Here is a 13305-nt window from a genome sequence, read left to right as displayed (position 1 = left end):
CTGTCGCTACGTCGACGCGGGTGTCGACCAGAAGCCGAGGATCCGACCGTGTCACAGCCGCCTTTCCCGACATCGCCGAGCCCGGTGGGATCACCCGCGACGCGACCGATCACCCCGTCCGGTCGCTGGTTCGCGCTGGGTGGCGCGCTGATCGGCATCGGCATCCTCGGCGGGATCATCCTCGGCGCGTTCGGCTTCTTGCAGACCTCGGGCCGGATCGACGACTTCCAGCGGGTCAAGGTGCCCGGCTCCGGGGTGGTGAACTTGGCGGAGTCCGGCGGTTACACCGTGTACCTCGAGTACTCCGGGGCGTCGTCCCGGGGCCCCGCCGGCACGGTCAACCTGCGAGTGCTCGATCCGGACGGCAAGCATGCGGAGTTGCGGAAGTACGACGCGACCGTCACCTATTCCTTCGGTAGCCACGAGGGACGGGCCGGGTTCTCGTTCGATGCCGCGAAGCCGGGCGCCTATCGCGTGACCACGGCAGGTAGTTCCGAGGTGACGGTCGCCATCGGACAGGGTCTCGGCTCCTCGTTCGTCGGCACGCTGCTCGGTGCGCTCGCGTTGGGTTTCGGCGGCGTCGTGCTCGGTGTGCTCGTGCTCGTGGTGGTGGCGGTCAAGCGCAGTGCGAGCAGGCGCGGTATTCCGGCGGGATTCGCGGGGCGCCCGGTCGAATACTGAACGTGCGCGGGCGCCGTCACAGCGCGACGGTGAGCTCTATCCGCGCGGCCGATCCGGCTTCGAGCCCCTCGGCGACCCGCACCGCCTTCTTCATCGGCAGGACATAGGTCGCTCGCGACTTGTCCGGAAACAGCGAAGTGGACCATCGGGAGCCGCCGACGACCACATGCACCCGCACCGCGCCGAAGCCGCCGGAACGATGCGCGTACCGTTCCTCGATCTCATCGGCCACGTCCTCGGGTAGCGACACGAAATGCCAAGCGGCATCTCCCTGGTGCTCCCACACTTCCGCCGTGAACGAGTACCGCGAACCAGTCACGCCGCGACTGTAGCGGTGGGCACCGACACCGATACCGCGTCGAGCGCGACGGCGCGGGCGGCAGCGACTATTTCGATCGCGCTGATGGCAAACCGTGAGTGACCGGACGGGTTGCGCGATGGTGGGCTGATGACGACCACCGAGGCGAAATCCACTACCGATTCCGAACTGGATGCGATCTTCGGCCCGATCTTCGACCGGATCGCCCAGGGAGCCGTGACGCGAGAAATCGATCGCACGCTGCCTTACGACGAGGTCGGACTGCTGCGCGCGGCGAAGTTCGGCGCGCTGCGCGTTCCGGTCGAGTTCGGCGGGTACGGCGTCACCGTCCGGCAGCTGTTCCGGCTGCTCATCGAGCTCGCCGCCGCGGAATCGAATCTGCCGCAGGCGTTGCGGGTGCACTTCTCGTTCGTCGAGGATCAACTGCTGGCGGAGCAGGGGCCCGAGCGGGAGCGGTGGCTGCGCGCGGTGGCCGAGGGCACGCTGGTGGGCAACGCGATCACCGAACCCGGTGTCGGCGCGGTGGACCGCTACCGCACCACGCTGACCGAGGACGGCGGGCGGTGGCTGCTCAACGGTGTGAAGTACTACAGCACGGGATCGCTGTACGCAGACTACATCCTGGCCGCCGCCGACCGGAACGGTGAGCGCGTCGGGGTGCTGGTGGACGCGAATGCCGAGGGAGTGCGTCAGCACGACGACTGGGACGGCTTCGGCCAGCGGCTGACGGCCAGCGGAACAACGGAATTCACCGATGTGGTGGTGACCGAGGATCGCATTCTCGGCCCCGGCTACGGCGCGCCTGGCCCGACCTACGCGACCTCCTACCTGCAACTGGTCCAGCTCGCGGTGCTGGCGGGCATCGCCAAGCGCGCCGAGCGCGACGTCCGGGAGTGGGTCGCGGCGCGCACCCGCGGCTACACGCATTCCGCCGCCGACCTGCCGCGGCACGACCCACTGGTGCAGCAGGTGATCGGACGCCTGTCGGCGGCCGCGTTCGCCGCCGAAGCGAGCGTGCTCGCCGTCGCCGACGTGCTCGACGGGGTGCTCGCGGGTGGCGCGAAGGACGAGAGCGCGGTGGTGGCGGCCGAACTCGCGGCGGCTCGGGCCCAGCTCGCCGTCATCGATCTGGTGCTGCCCGCGACCTCGTTGTTGTTCGAAGTGGGCGGCGCTTCGGTCGTTTCCGAACGGCTGCGATTGGATCGGCACTGGCGCAACGCCCGCACCATCTCGGTGCACAACCCGGCGATCCAGAAGGCGCGGGCGATCGGCGACCACCTGCTCAACGGCGCTGATCTGCCGTTCGCGTGGAGCGCGGGCGAACGCACACCGGCTGCCGGAGCCGCACAGTGACCCGCCGGATCCGGTTCAACGCCTTCGACATGAATTGCGTCGCCCATCAGTCCCCGGGCCTGTGGCGACACCCCGAAGACCAGTCGCACCGTTACAAGGAGCTGGGCTACTGGACCGAGCTGGCGAAGCTGCTGGAACGCGGCCGCTTCGACGGCATCTTCATCGCCGACGTCCTGGGTACCTATGACGTCTACGGCGGCAACGACATCGCCGCGCTGCGCCAAGGCGCGCAGATCCCGGTGGCCGACCCGCTGCTGCTGGTCTCCGCCATGGCCGCGGTGACCGAGCATCTCGGGTTCGGCATCACCACCGGCACCGGATTCGAGCACCCGTACCCGTTCGCGCGGCGGCTGTCGACGCTCGACCATCTCACCAACGGCAGGCTCGGCTGGAACGTCGTGACCGGCTATCTGCCTTCCGCCGCGCGCAATTTCGGCGCGGCCGACCAACTCGACCACGACGAGCGCTACAACCAGGCCGACGAGTACCTCGAGGTGCTGTACAAGCTGTGGGAGGGCTCGTGGGAGGACGACGCGGTGGTCCGCGACGCGGCCGCGGGCGTCTACGTGGACCCGGCCAAAGTGCACCACATCGGTCATCACGGCACGCACTACGCCGTGCCGGGCATCCACCTGTCGGAGCCGTCGCCACAACGCACGCCGGTGATCTACCAGGCGGGCGCGTCGCCACGCGGCGTGCGGTTCGCGGCCGAGAACGCCGAGGCCATCTTCATCGCCGGTCCGTCGAAACGCGTGCTCGCGCAGACCGTTTCCCGGATCAGGGACGCGCTGGAGGCGGCAGGCCGCGCCCGTGACGCGGCACGCGTCTACGCACTGGCGACGATCGTCACCGACGCGACCGACGAGGCGGCGCGGCGCAAACACGAGGAGTACCTGTCCTACGCGAGCGTCGAGGGCGGGTTGGTGTTCATGTCCGGCTGGATGGGCATCGACCTGTCCCGCTACGACCTCGACGACCCGATCGGCCAGGTCGAAAGCAACGCGATCCAGTCGGCGGTGGCGGCGTTCCAGGAATTCGATGACGACGGGCGGGAATGGACCGTGCGCGACATCGGCAAGTGGGCGGGCATCGGCGGCATGGGCCCGGTTTTCGTCGGTTCCGGGGAAACGGTCGCCGACCTGCTCCAGGAGTGGGCCGCCGAAACCGATCTGGACGGCTTCAACCTGGCCTACGCGATCACGCCGGGAACGTTCGAAGACATCGTCCGGCACGTGGTCCCGGTATTGACCGCCCGAGGCGCGTACGCCCCGGAGTACACGCCGGGCACGCTGCGCAACGCGTTGTTCGGCGCGGGTGACCGGTTGCCCACCGACCATCGCGGCGCGAGCTACCGGCTGGGCGGCCAGGGATCGACGGCCCTGCCGGATACTGTTTCGCGGCCGGGAGCGACGGTCGAGGCGAACTCGTAATGTGCTCGGACGGCGCCGAAGCCTTCGTGGCCCGGCGCCGTCCGGCTTTCCGGCCGACGAATCAGATCGCCGCGAGAAATATCTCGGCTACCGCTTCCAGCCCCGCGCGATCGATGTCGTCGAAGCGCTCGGGGCGCGGACTGTCGAGATCGAATACTCCGATCAGCGAATCGTCGCGGACCAACGGCACGACTATTTCCGAACGTGTATCGGCATCGCACGCGATGTGTCCCTCGAAGGTGTGCACATCGGGTACGAGTTGGGTGCTTCTGGTCTGTGCAGCCGTGCCGCACACGCCTTTCCCCAACGCGATGCGCACACAGGCGGGTTTGCCCTGAAACGGGCCGACTACGAGTTCTCGCCCGTCGTAGAAATAGAAACCCACCCAATTCACATCCGATAATGCATGGAATACCAGCGCGGACAGATTCGCGGCGTTGGCGATGCGGTCGGTCTCACCCGCGACCAGCGCTTCGGCCTGAGCGGCGAGCTGACGGTACTGTTCCGTGCGGTCTCCGGTGAGTTCGGCGACGACAAACGACATGGGCCGAATGGTACGCGCCGGGAATTCGCTGTCTGCCCATTGATTCTCGGTGATCGCAACACTCGGCGAGCATCGTGCGGCCATCGCATCATTCCTGCATGACTTCGCAGCAATCCGTATCCCGTTCCACTCGTTCGGCCGCGGTTATCGGTGCCGGACAGACCGGCGTCACTGCGGCGCTAGGACTTCTCGACGCCGGTTTCGACGTCAGCCTCTACAGCGAGCGTGATCAGCGCGCTCTGCGTGACGACGTGCCCGCCACCGGCACCGCGCTCGAATTCGGCGAGACCCAGCAGGCCGAGGCCGCGCTCGGCTTGGACAGCTATACCGCGCGTGCGCCCCGGCACACCGGCTTGAGCGTTCGCATCGCGGGCCCCGGTCCCGACCGCCCCGAATTGATCCAATTCGACGGGCATTTCGACGGATACGTCGGCGTCGCGGTGGACACCCGGCTCAAGGCCGACGAGCGGCTCACCGCGTTCCTGGAGCGCGGCGGCCGGTTCGTGGTGGAGCAGGTGACGCCGGAGACGCTCGACGGCATCGCCGCCGCCAACGACCTCACCCTGGTCGCGACCGGTCGCGGCGGTCTGTCGGACCTGTTCCCCGTCGACGCGCAGCGCACCCCCTACGACGCGCCGCAGCGGTCGTTGCTCACCGTCGTAGTCACCGGACTCGGCCACGACGAGAACGTCTTCGCTCATCGCAGCGTGGCGGGCGGCGCGCACAGCGGCTTCTCCATCCTCGCCGATCAGGGCGAGGGGTGGTGGGGCCCGTACCTGCACAAGGATGCGGGGCCGAGCTGGGCATTCCTCGGCTGGGCGCGCCCCGGCAGTGACTGGGAGAAGCGATTCGCCGGCGCCGACTCCGCCGAGTCGGCGCACCGGATCGTGCAGGACCTCTACCGCGACTACATCGAGTGGGATCTGCCGGAGGTGCTGGCCACCAAGACCATTCCCGAGGACCCGCACTCGTGGCTGAAGGGCGCGGTGCGCCCGGTCGTGCGGTCGGGGGTCGGGCGCACCACAGGCGGGCATGTGGTCGCCGCGCTCGGTGACACCGCCATCGCCTACGACCCGATCGCCGGGCAGGGCGCGCAGAGCGGCCTGATCCAGGCCCAGCGGCTGGTCGCGGCGGCCGCCGTGCACGAAGGACCGTTCGACGAGGCGTGGATCGCGCGGCAGTACGCCGCGTTCCTCGCCGCGCGCGCCGACGCGGCGAACAAGGTGACCAGGCTGTTCCTCAGCGATCCCGAGCTGGCCGAGGTCGGCAACGCGTTCTTCGCCGCCGCGGCCGTCGACCCGGCGTTCGCGTCGGCGCTGGTCGGCCTGCTGCACCGCCCGCAGCCGTTCCTGCCCGTCGACTCGCCGGAAGCGGTCAACGAGTTCATCACGCGGGTCACCGGCGAGGACGCCGCCGCGCTACTGGGCCGGTTCGCGCCCGCGGGCAAGTTCGCCAGGTCGGGCTACTCGCCCGCGCTGGCCGACGCCTGATCCGAATCGCGCAGATTCAAAACCTCGTCCCGACCGGGGGCCGGTGCTGGAGTGGAAGGAGCGCCGGACGCATGCGTGGCGTCCGGCCTCCGATCCGACGGCTACCCCCGATAACCATGGAGCAGCTATGACCACGGAGCAGATCGCCGAGCAGATCCGATTCGCCTACTGGGTGCCCAATGTCAGCGGGGGACTGGTCACCAGCGATATCGAACAGCGCACCAGCTGGGATTTCGAATACAACAAGAAGCTCGCGCAGACCGCGGAGAACAACGGCTTCGACTACGCGCTGTCCCAGGTGCGCTACACCGCCTCCTACGGCGCGGAATACCAGCACGAATCGACCTCGTTCAGCCTCGCGCTGCTCGGCGCGACCGAGCGGCTGAAGGTCATCGCGGCCGTGCATCCCGGGCTGTGGCACCCCGCGGTGCTGGCCAAATTCGGCGCCACCGCCGACCACCTTTCCAATGGCCGGTTCGCCATCAACGTCGTGTCCGGCTGGTTCGCGGGCGAGTTCACCGCGCTCGGCGAGCCGTGGCTCGAGCACGACGAGCGCTACCGGCGCAGCGCCGAATTCCTCGAGGTGATCCGCAAGATCTGGACCGAGGACAACGTGAACTACGGCGGCGATTTCTACCGCATCCGGGACTTCACCCTGAAGCCGAAGCCGCTGAACACCCCCGAGCGGCCGAACCCCGAACTGTTCCAAGGCGGCAACTCGACCGCCGCTCGGCGCAACGGCGGCCGCTACGCCGACTGGTACTTCTCCAACGGCAAGGACTTCGACGGCGTCACCGAACAACTCGACGACCTGCGCTCCGTCGCCCGCGCGCACGACCGCGAGGTGAAATTCGGGCTCAACGGCTTCATCATCGCCCGCGACACGGAGGCCGAAGCCCGCGACACCTTGCGCGAGATCATCGAGAAGGCGAACAAGCCCGCGGTGGAGGGCTTCCGCGACGCGGTGCAGCAGGCGGGCGCGTCCACCAAGGACCGCAAGGGCATGTGGGCCGATTCCACGTTCGAGGACCTGGTGCAGTACAACGACGGTTTCCGCACCCAGCTGATCGGCACGCCGGAGCAGGTGGCCGAACGGATCGTCGCCTACAAGCAGCTCGGCGTCGACCTGATCCTCGGCGGCTTCCTGGACTTCCAGGAGGAGATCGAGTACTTCGGCGCGAAGGTGCTCCCGCTGGTGCGCGAGCTGGAAGCCGCGCAGCGGCCCGTCGCGGCGGTGAACTGATGACCGCGGTCGCCGCCGATCGCATCCTGTCGGCGGCACAGGCGTTCGCGGTCGCCCAGCGGCTCGCGGCGGATTTCGCGCCGGGAGCCGCCGAACGCGACCGGGAGCGCGCGCTGCCGTACGCGCAGGTCGATCGGCTGGCGGCCAGCGGTCTGCTCGCGATCACCGTGCCCGCCGCGCACGGCGGCGCGGATCTGCCGCCGAGCGCGGTCGCGGAAGTGACGCGCATTCTCGCCACCGCCGATCCCAATATCGCGCAGATCCCGCACAGCCACTTCGTGTACGTGAACCTGCTCCGGCTCGCGGGTACGGCGCAGCAGCAGGAGCGGTACTTCGGGCGGGTGCTCGACGGCGGGCGCATCGCCAACGCGCAGTCCGAGCGCGGCGGCGCGACCGTCGCCGACATCGCGACCACCTTGCGGCCGGTCGATGATCGGTTCCGGGTGGACGGCGTGAAGTACTACTGCACCGGCTCGCTGTTCGCCGATCTGTTCGCGGTGCTGACCCGGCTGGACGACCCGGAGGGGCGCAGCGGTCTCGAACCCGGTGAGTACATCGTCTACCTGCCCGCCAATACTCCCGGCGTGCGCGTCGTGGACGACTGGAACGGGATCGGGCAGCGCACCACCGGCAGTGGAACGGTGTCGTTCGACGGCGTGCTCGTCGATCGTGACCAGGTGATTCCCCGCTCCGGCGCGGTGCGCGCACCCACCGGCTACGGCGCGTTCGCACAGTTGCTGCACGCCGCCATCGACACCGGTATCGCCAGGGGCGCGCTCAGCGCGGCGACGGAATTCGTGCGCACGAAGAGTCGTCCGTGGTTCGAGGCGGGGGTGGCGAACGCGGTGGACGACCCGCTGTTGATCCAGCGCTTCGGCGAATTGTCCGTCGCGGTGACCGCCGCGGAGGCGACCCTCTCGTCGGCGGGATGGGCGTTGGACGCGGCCATCAGGATCGATCCCAGCGCCGCGAACATCGCCCAGGCGTCGCTGGCCGTGGCGACCGCCAAAGTGCTCGCCGACCGCGCCGCCAACGACGTGTCGGCCGCGCTGTTCGAAGTCGCCGGAACGCGCAGCGCGGCGGCGGATCTCAACCTGCACCACTTCTGGCGCAACGCGCGCACGCACACCCTGCACGATCCGGTGCGCTGGAAGTACCAGCACATCGGCAGGGCACTGCTGCACGACGCCGCGCCACCGCTACACGGTGTGATCTGAAAGGAGACGAAATGACGGTCACTGTCGTCGTCGGAAATCCGAAACCCGCGTCACGCACGCTCACCGCGGCCACCCTGGTCGCGCGGGGATTGCGGCCGGAGGTGGAGCCCACCGTGGTCGACCTGGTCGAGTTCGGCCCCGCCCTGCTCAGCTGGGGTGACGCGGCCGTGGCCGAAGCGGTGCGCACCGTGGCGGGTTCGGAACTCGTCGTCTTCGCCAGCCCTACCTTCAAGGCGACCTACACCGGTCTGCTGAAGCTGTTCCTCGAACAATTCGAGGGCGGGACGGGCCTGGAAGGCGTGCTCGCGGTCCCGGTGATGCTCGGCGCAGGACCGGCCCACGCCCTCGCTCCCGACCTGCTGCTCAAGCCCGTGCTCGTCGAAATCGGGGCCACCGCCGCGTTGCCCGGGCTCTACCTGTCCGATCGCACTTTCGCCGAGGACGGCGTCATCGACCGGTACAGTGGTCGGTGGCGTTCGGTCGCCCAGGCACTGGCCCACAGCTCGAAGGCTGCGAATCATGCATGACCTGTTCGAATTCCCCGCCGACGGAGCCGGTCTGCGTCGCGCGTTCGCCAATTTCCCCAGCGGCGTCGTCGCGGTGTGCGCCGAAATCGACGGAACTCCGCACGGTCTGGCGGTGAGCACGTTCGTTCCCGTCTCCCTCGATCCGCCGCTGGTCTCGTTCTGCGTGCAGAACTCCTCGGCCACCTGGCCCAAGCTCGCCGCCGCCAGCCACCTCGGCCTCAGCCTGCTCGGCACCGACCAGCAGGCCGCTGCCCGCTCGCTGGGCACCCGCGACGGCGATCGCTTCCGTGACATCCAGCTGCACCGCGGTTCCGGTGACGCCGTCTTCATCGACGGCGCGACGGCCTGGATCGAGGGCGTTCAGGAGGCCCACGTCCCGGCAGGCGACCACGCGGTCGTCATCCTGCGCATCCACCGCATCGCCACCCGCACCGACGTGGATCCGCTGGTCTTCCACGGCAGCAAGTTCCGCCGGTTGCACGCCGAACCGGCGAACGGCGCGGCGTGAAGTAGCCGACGCGTTTCCTCCGTAGCTGACGCACGTGCTCGTGGGCCTTCAGAGCCCGGTGTGCGCGTAGCCGCCATATCGGGCGGCGGTCCGGATCCTGAGGCGACTGGCATGCGGTGCTCGTCGCCTCATGGTCCGGAGTTCTCACTGGGGCAGCGCTGTGGGAGACTCTGGTGTCTCTCTACGGAAAGGTCCGGTCATGACGCTCGGCATGGTTCTCGGCGACTTCCCGCGCACTTCGGCGCGGGTCCAGACGAACCTCCGGTGATCCCTGTGCGCTAGCCGCACAGGTCTTTTCGCGACTCCGCGGCGAAGTGCTCGTCGTGCCCATGCACGTTCGATCACGAGGAGTACACGATGTCCGCCGTTTGCTGGACCGAAGACCACAACACCTGCCCGACCGCCCGCTGGTATTCCGAGAACGGCGCGCCGCCGCCCGAATCCCTTGTGGTGGTGGACGACTGGATCACCGCTGACGCGGCTTGCCGAATGGCGCGAGCCGGGACCGGTCTGCTGTGGCGCGGTGATTTCCACAATGCGCGGCAACTGCTGCGTGCGATGGGGCGGCGAATCGATCGGAGGGTTTCGGTCGGCGACGGACCGGCCGAAGCGTTCCAGCGGTATCGCGCGTCGCGTCGTCGGCGCGCGCAGGTGCTCGGCAAGTTGCTCGTGCTCTTGGAAGACGACTATTCGCTGGCGTTGCGGCGCGCTCCCGATGTGCGGCGCGCGTGCACCGAGGCGTACGGCGCGCCGCACGGGCGCATGGTGGTCGCGCTCACCGAGTTGCTCGGCGTGCTCGGTGCGGCGCAGTGGCGGGAGAAGGGCGTTCACGTGCCCGCGCTCGGCGACCGCATCCATCCGCACTACGGCGTGTTCTCCCCGGTCCGCGGCGAGTACGTCGATCTCGTCGCGTCCGCGCCGCTACCCGCGCGGGCCGAGACGGCCTTCGATCTCGGCACGGGCACCGGCGTGCTCGCCGCCATCCTGGACCGTCGTGGCTTCCGTCGAATTACCGCTACGGACAACAGTCTTCGTGCGCTCACCTGCGCCCGCGCCAATCTGGACCGGCTGGGCATGTCATCCGTCGACGTGCGAGGCCCGGCTCTTTTCCCGGATGGCAAGGCCGACCTGGTGGTATGCAATCCGCCCTGGCTCCCCGGCACGCCCACCTCGGCACTGGAAAGCGGCGTCTACGACGAGAACTCGTCCATGCTGCACGCCTTCCTCACCGGCCTCCCCGCCCACCTGAACCCTGGTGGCGAAGGTTGGCTGATCCTCTCCGACCTCCCCGAACACCTCGGCCTGCGCCCCCACGACGAACTCCTCCACCGCATCACAACCGCAGGCCTCCACATCACCGCCCAACTGACCACCCGCCCCACCCACCACCGAGCCCACAACCCGACCTCCCCCCTCCACCACGCCCGCACCCGCGAAACCACCTCTCTCTACCGCCTCGCACCTCGTTGAGTGGCACATGACGGAGAGGTCACTCGCGATTTGCCTCCGTCTTGTGCCACTCAACGGTGTTCTCCTGCCGGGTCGTGGTCAGCGCAGGGTGAGAGGGGTCGCGGAGGCGACGCGGGTCAGTTTTTCCGGGTTGCGGACGAAGTAGAGGCCGGTGATGTGGTCGTCCTCGAGGTGGAAGGCCATGATGCCGTCGAGCACGCCGTCCAGGCTCAGCGCCAGCGCGGGGTGTCCGTTGATCAGGATGGTTTCGCAACTGAGCTCGGCCTGGACCTTGCCGGTGCCGCCGGTGATGTAGCGGGCGACCTTCTCGGCGCCGATGACCGGCTGTAGTGCGGCTCGCTTGATGCCGCCGCCGTCGCTCATCAGGACGACATGCGGGGCGAGCACGTCGAGCAGGCCCTGTGGATCCCCGGATTCGAGCGCGCGCTGGAACGCCTCCACCGACGCGCGGGCCTGGCTGGGCGATACGACCGACCGTGGGCGGCGGGCCTCGACGTGGCGACGGGCGCGGTGCGCGATCTGGCGGACTGTCGGCGGGGTCTTGCCGACCGCGGCCGCGATCTCGTCGTAGCCGAGGTCGAAGACCTCGCGCAACACGAAGACGGCACGTTCGGTGGGCGAGAGCGTCTCGAGGACGAGCATCATCGCCATCGACATGTTCTCGGCGAGCTCGACGTGCTCGGCGACGTCGGGTGTGGTGAGCATCGGCTCGGGCAGCCAGGGGCCGACGTATGACTCTCTGCGGCGCTTCATCGTGCGCAGCCTGTTGAGCGACTGCCGGGTGGTGATCCGGACCAGGTAGGCGCGTTCGTCGCTCACCTGCTCCAGGTCGGCTTTCACCCAGCGCAGCCAGGTCTCCTGTAGAACATCCTCGGCGTCGGCGGCCGAGCCGAGCATCTCGTAGGCGACGGTGAACAACAGGTCGCGGTGGGCGACGAAAGTGTCGGTCGCGTGGTCGCTCATCTTCTCGGCCCTTCTCCTCGGTGGTCGGCTGCGCTCGGTCCGGGCGGTCAGCTCGTGAAAGGCTCGATGGCGAACCGGCCCCACGCGATGAACACCGCCACCGCGAGATACACCGAGTTCAGCACGACGAACTTGTACTCCCCGAGCCGGCCGTGGGTGATCATCGCGCCGACCATGAGCCCGACCCAGCAGACGGCCGTGACCGGCACCATCACCGGGGCGATGTCGAGCACAGCGGGCAGAATCAGACCGGCCGCCGCCAGGATCTGCAAGACGCCCAGGCCCTTGACGAAGCCGTCGCCGGCCGTCGCGGTCCATTCCCCGCCGGGCGACGCGGCAAGCTTCTCCCGCGGAACGAACGCTTTGGTGATGCCGCCGAAGAGGGCGAGCGCGGCCAACAGCGCCGTAGCGATCCACAGTGCGATGTTCATCGGAAACTCCTCCGTTTCTAGCGTGTCGGCATACAGACACCGTGCGAGCGAACACTGTGACAGCCCAGTGAGCTGGATCACTCCACGGATGACGACGTGACAGTCGATCTCGCACCGTCGGAACTGATCTTCCGTAGGACGTGATGGCCCCATCAGAACTGCGGCCAGCGGCATCAGGGGCATGCCGAGGGCAGGCCTGCCGGTTAGCGTGACGGGTGATCCCATCCGCGACGCAGGAGTTGTCAGATGAACCGAATGACGTTAAAAGTAATTGCCGCCGTAGCATTTTCGCTTGCGGCAGGTGCAGGAGCGGCGAACGCCGCGGTTACACCCAGCGGAATACCTTTGGAGCCCATGTCGAGCCCCCAATCGGCTCTCGTCGGCGCCCAGGCGACTCCTGTCGGCGTGGCTCCGGGCTCGAGCGACGAGAAGTCGTTGGTGTGCCTCGTGCACGCCCTGTCCAGCGGCGCCGTCTACTGTCTGTGACACCGCTCGTCGAGTAACGCATCGACGGAGTCCTACTCGCCGATCGCTTCAGTGATGTGCATCGGCTCGGCTCATGGACGGATGAGGGCTTGCTCGAGCAGGCCATGAAGTACGCGCTGCTGAGCGGGCGTCAGGCCGCCCAATGGTGAGTCCTGGGTGAGGAGTTCGAGGAGCCGCTCGCGTAGGGCGGCGCCCTCTGCGGTGAGGACGAGGTGCTTCGCGCGGCGGTCGGTGGGGTGCGGACGTCGCTCGATCAAACCTTGTCGCTGGAGCTTGTCGACGATGAACGTGGCGTTCGAGGGCTCGCAGCTCATGCGTTCGGCGAGCTCTCCCATGGTCATCGGTCCGGTCATCTCCCGCAGGGCGGTCGCTTGGGCAGCCGTGAGGCCCAGCGTGAGAGCGCGTTCGCGCACGTGTTCGGCGATCTGCTGGGCCAATCCGTTCACCAGGCCACAGAGCTCCCGCTCGGCGATGGCCCGCGGTTCCGGTGACGTCGTCATGTCCAGATTCTAGCAACTGCATCAGGTTAGAAAATTTAAAGCTTGAATGTTTCTAGCTTGATGCTTATGGTGGGATGGCCGCCGACGGTTCCGGCGGGAAACCTGATACCGAAGAAGGAACGGGACTATGGCGAACTCCGCGG

15 protein-coding genes are annotated in these 13305 nt (G+C 68.2%); 10 read left to right on the top strand and 5 right to left on the bottom strand.

All coding sequences use genetic code 11. The annotated features are described in order from the left end of the window. Positions 1 to 48: 48 nt before the first annotated feature. Positions 49 to 681 (top strand): hypothetical protein, encoded by a 633-nt coding sequence (locus ON21_RS28455; protein ID WP_157170993.1) that lies wholly within the window; start codon positions 49 to 51, stop codon positions 679 to 681. 16 nt (positions 682 to 697) lie between these two features. Here ON21_RS28455 and ON21_RS28450 read toward each other — a convergent pair whose 3' ends face one another. Further along, on the bottom strand, positions 698 to 1000 hold the full coding sequence (locus ON21_RS28450) for a DUF1905 domain-containing protein (RefSeq protein ID WP_039802882.1): 303 nt from the start codon (positions 998 to 1000) through the stop codon (positions 698 to 700). Between the two features lie 129 nt (positions 1001 to 1129). Between ON21_RS28450 and ON21_RS28445 the strand changes: the two genes are divergently transcribed. Beyond that, complete coding sequence (locus ON21_RS28445) at positions 1130 to 2353, top strand: acyl-CoA dehydrogenase family protein (protein WP_039802880.1); 1224 nt, start codon at positions 1130 to 1132, stop codon at positions 2351 to 2353. Then, positions 2350 to 3783 (top strand): LLM class flavin-dependent oxidoreductase, encoded by a 1434-nt coding sequence (locus tag ON21_RS28440; protein ID WP_039802878.1) that lies wholly within the window; start codon positions 2350 to 2352, stop codon positions 3781 to 3783. Before ON21_RS28445 ends, ON21_RS28440 begins: the two co-directional genes overlap by 4 nt. 61 nt (positions 3784 to 3844) lie before the next feature. Here the strand turns inward: ON21_RS28440 and msrC are convergent, their stop codons facing one another. Next, the gene (gene msrC / locus ON21_RS28435; RefSeq protein WP_039802877.1) at positions 3845 to 4327 is read right to left on the bottom strand and encodes a free L-methionine (R)-S-oxide reductase MsrC; all 483 of its coding nucleotides are present in this window, start codon (positions 4325 to 4327) and stop codon (positions 3845 to 3847) included. A 98-nt stretch (positions 4328 to 4425) separates the two neighbouring features. Between msrC and ON21_RS28430 the strand changes: the two genes are divergently transcribed. From ON21_RS28430 to ON21_RS28405, 6 genes are all read left to right on the top strand, one after another. After that, positions 4426 to 5817, top strand: coding sequence for a styrene monooxygenase/indole monooxygenase family protein (locus ON21_RS28430; RefSeq protein WP_039802875.1), 1392 nt, complete (start codon positions 4426 to 4428; stop codon positions 5815 to 5817). Between the two features lie 127 nt (positions 5818 to 5944). Further along, entirely contained in the window at positions 5945 to 7060 is a 1116-nt protein-coding gene (gene sfnG / locus ON21_RS28425) for a dimethylsulfone monooxygenase SfnG (protein ID WP_039802873.1), read from the top strand. Next, on the top strand, positions 7060 to 8277 hold the full coding sequence (locus ON21_RS28420; RefSeq protein WP_039802871.1) for an SfnB family sulfur acquisition oxidoreductase: 1218 nt from the start codon (positions 7060 to 7062) through the stop codon (positions 8275 to 8277). The genes sfnG and ON21_RS28420 overlap by 1 nt, the downstream gene beginning before the upstream one ends. Positions 8278 to 8288: 11 nt before the next feature. Continuing rightward, on the top strand, positions 8289 to 8804 hold the full coding sequence (locus ON21_RS28415; RefSeq protein ID WP_039802870.1) for an NADPH-dependent FMN reductase: 516 nt from the start codon (positions 8289 to 8291) through the stop codon (positions 8802 to 8804). After that, complete coding sequence (locus ON21_RS28410; protein WP_039802868.1) at positions 8797 to 9312, top strand: flavin reductase family protein; 516 nt, start codon at positions 8797 to 8799, stop codon at positions 9310 to 9312. The genes ON21_RS28415 and ON21_RS28410 overlap by 8 nt, the downstream gene beginning before the upstream one ends. A 357-nt stretch (positions 9313 to 9669) precedes the next feature. Next, the gene (locus ON21_RS28405) at positions 9670 to 10782 is read left to right on the top strand and encodes a methyltransferase (RefSeq protein WP_039802866.1); all 1113 of its coding nucleotides are present in this window, start codon (positions 9670 to 9672) and stop codon (positions 10780 to 10782) included. Positions 10783 to 10860: 78 nt separating this feature from the next. Here ON21_RS28405 and ON21_RS28400 read toward each other — a convergent pair whose 3' ends face one another. Further along, complete coding sequence (locus ON21_RS28400) at positions 10861 to 11745, bottom strand: RNA polymerase sigma-70 factor (RefSeq protein ID WP_039802864.1); 885 nt, start codon at positions 11743 to 11745, stop codon at positions 10861 to 10863. A gap of 47 nt (positions 11746 to 11792) precedes the next feature. Further along, a complete protein-coding gene (locus ON21_RS28395; protein WP_039802862.1) occupies positions 11793 to 12176 on the bottom strand; it encodes a DoxX family protein in 384 nt (127 codons plus the stop codon). A 354-nt stretch (positions 12177 to 12530) separates the two neighbouring features. Here ON21_RS28395 and ON21_RS40660 point away from each other — a divergent pair, with 354 nt between their 5' ends. Continuing rightward, the gene (locus ON21_RS40660; RefSeq protein WP_281032703.1) at positions 12531 to 12662 is read left to right on the top strand and encodes a hypothetical protein; all 132 of its coding nucleotides are present in this window, start codon (positions 12531 to 12533) and stop codon (positions 12660 to 12662) included. Between the two features lie 71 nt (positions 12663 to 12733). Here ON21_RS40660 and ON21_RS28385 read toward each other — a convergent pair whose 3' ends face one another. Next, on the bottom strand, positions 12734 to 13162 hold the full coding sequence (locus ON21_RS28385; RefSeq protein ID WP_039802859.1) for a MarR family winged helix-turn-helix transcriptional regulator: 429 nt from the start codon (positions 13160 to 13162) through the stop codon (positions 12734 to 12736). Positions 13163 to 13305 lie beyond the last annotated feature (143 nt).

Origin of the sequence: Nocardia araoensis NBRC 100135, from assembly GCF_000308435.1 — a bacterium.
Classification (GTDB): Bacteria; Actinomycetota; Actinomycetes; order Mycobacteriales; family Mycobacteriaceae; genus Nocardia; species Nocardia araoensis.
This window is presented reverse-complemented; position numbering and strand designations above follow the sequence as displayed.

Bases quoted from the DNA above. Each gene is read 5' to 3' on its own strand.
- ON21_RS28420 (WP_039802871.1), top strand. From the start codon at position 7,060: ATGACCGCGGTCGCCGCCGATCGCATCCTGTCGGCGGCACAGGCGTTC.
- sfnG (WP_039802873.1), top strand. From the start codon at position 5,945: ATGACCACGGAGCAGATCGCCGAGCAGATCCGATTCGCCTACTGGGTG.
- ON21_RS28405 (WP_039802866.1), top strand. From the start codon at position 9,670: ATGTCCGCCGTTTGCTGGACCGAAGACCACAACACCTGCCCGACCGCC.
- ON21_RS28430 (WP_039802875.1), top strand. From the start codon at position 4,426: ATGACTTCGCAGCAATCCGTATCCCGTTCCACTCGTTCGGCCGCGGTT.
- ON21_RS28385 (WP_039802859.1), bottom strand. From the start codon at position 13,162: ATGACGACGTCACCGGAACCGCGGGCCATCGCCGAGCGGGAGCTCTGT.
- msrC (WP_039802877.1), bottom strand. From the start codon at position 4,327: ATGTCGTTTGTCGTCGCCGAACTCACCGGAGACCGCACGGAACAGTAC.
- ON21_RS28445 (WP_039802880.1), top strand. From the start codon at position 1,130: ATGACGACCACCGAGGCGAAATCCACTACCGATTCCGAACTGGATGCG.
- ON21_RS40660 (WP_281032703.1), top strand. From the start codon at position 12,531: ATGTCGAGCCCCCAATCGGCTCTCGTCGGCGCCCAGGCGACTCCTGTC.
- ON21_RS28410 (WP_039802868.1), top strand. From the start codon at position 8,797: ATGCATGACCTGTTCGAATTCCCCGCCGACGGAGCCGGTCTGCGTCGC.
- ON21_RS28415 (WP_039802870.1), top strand. From the start codon at position 8,289: ATGACGGTCACTGTCGTCGTCGGAAATCCGAAACCCGCGTCACGCACG.
- ON21_RS28400 (WP_039802864.1), bottom strand. From the start codon at position 11,745: ATGAGCGACCACGCGACCGACACTTTCGTCGCCCACCGCGACCTGTTG.
- ON21_RS28395 (WP_039802862.1), bottom strand. From the start codon at position 12,176: ATGAACATCGCACTGTGGATCGCTACGGCGCTGTTGGCCGCGCTCGCC.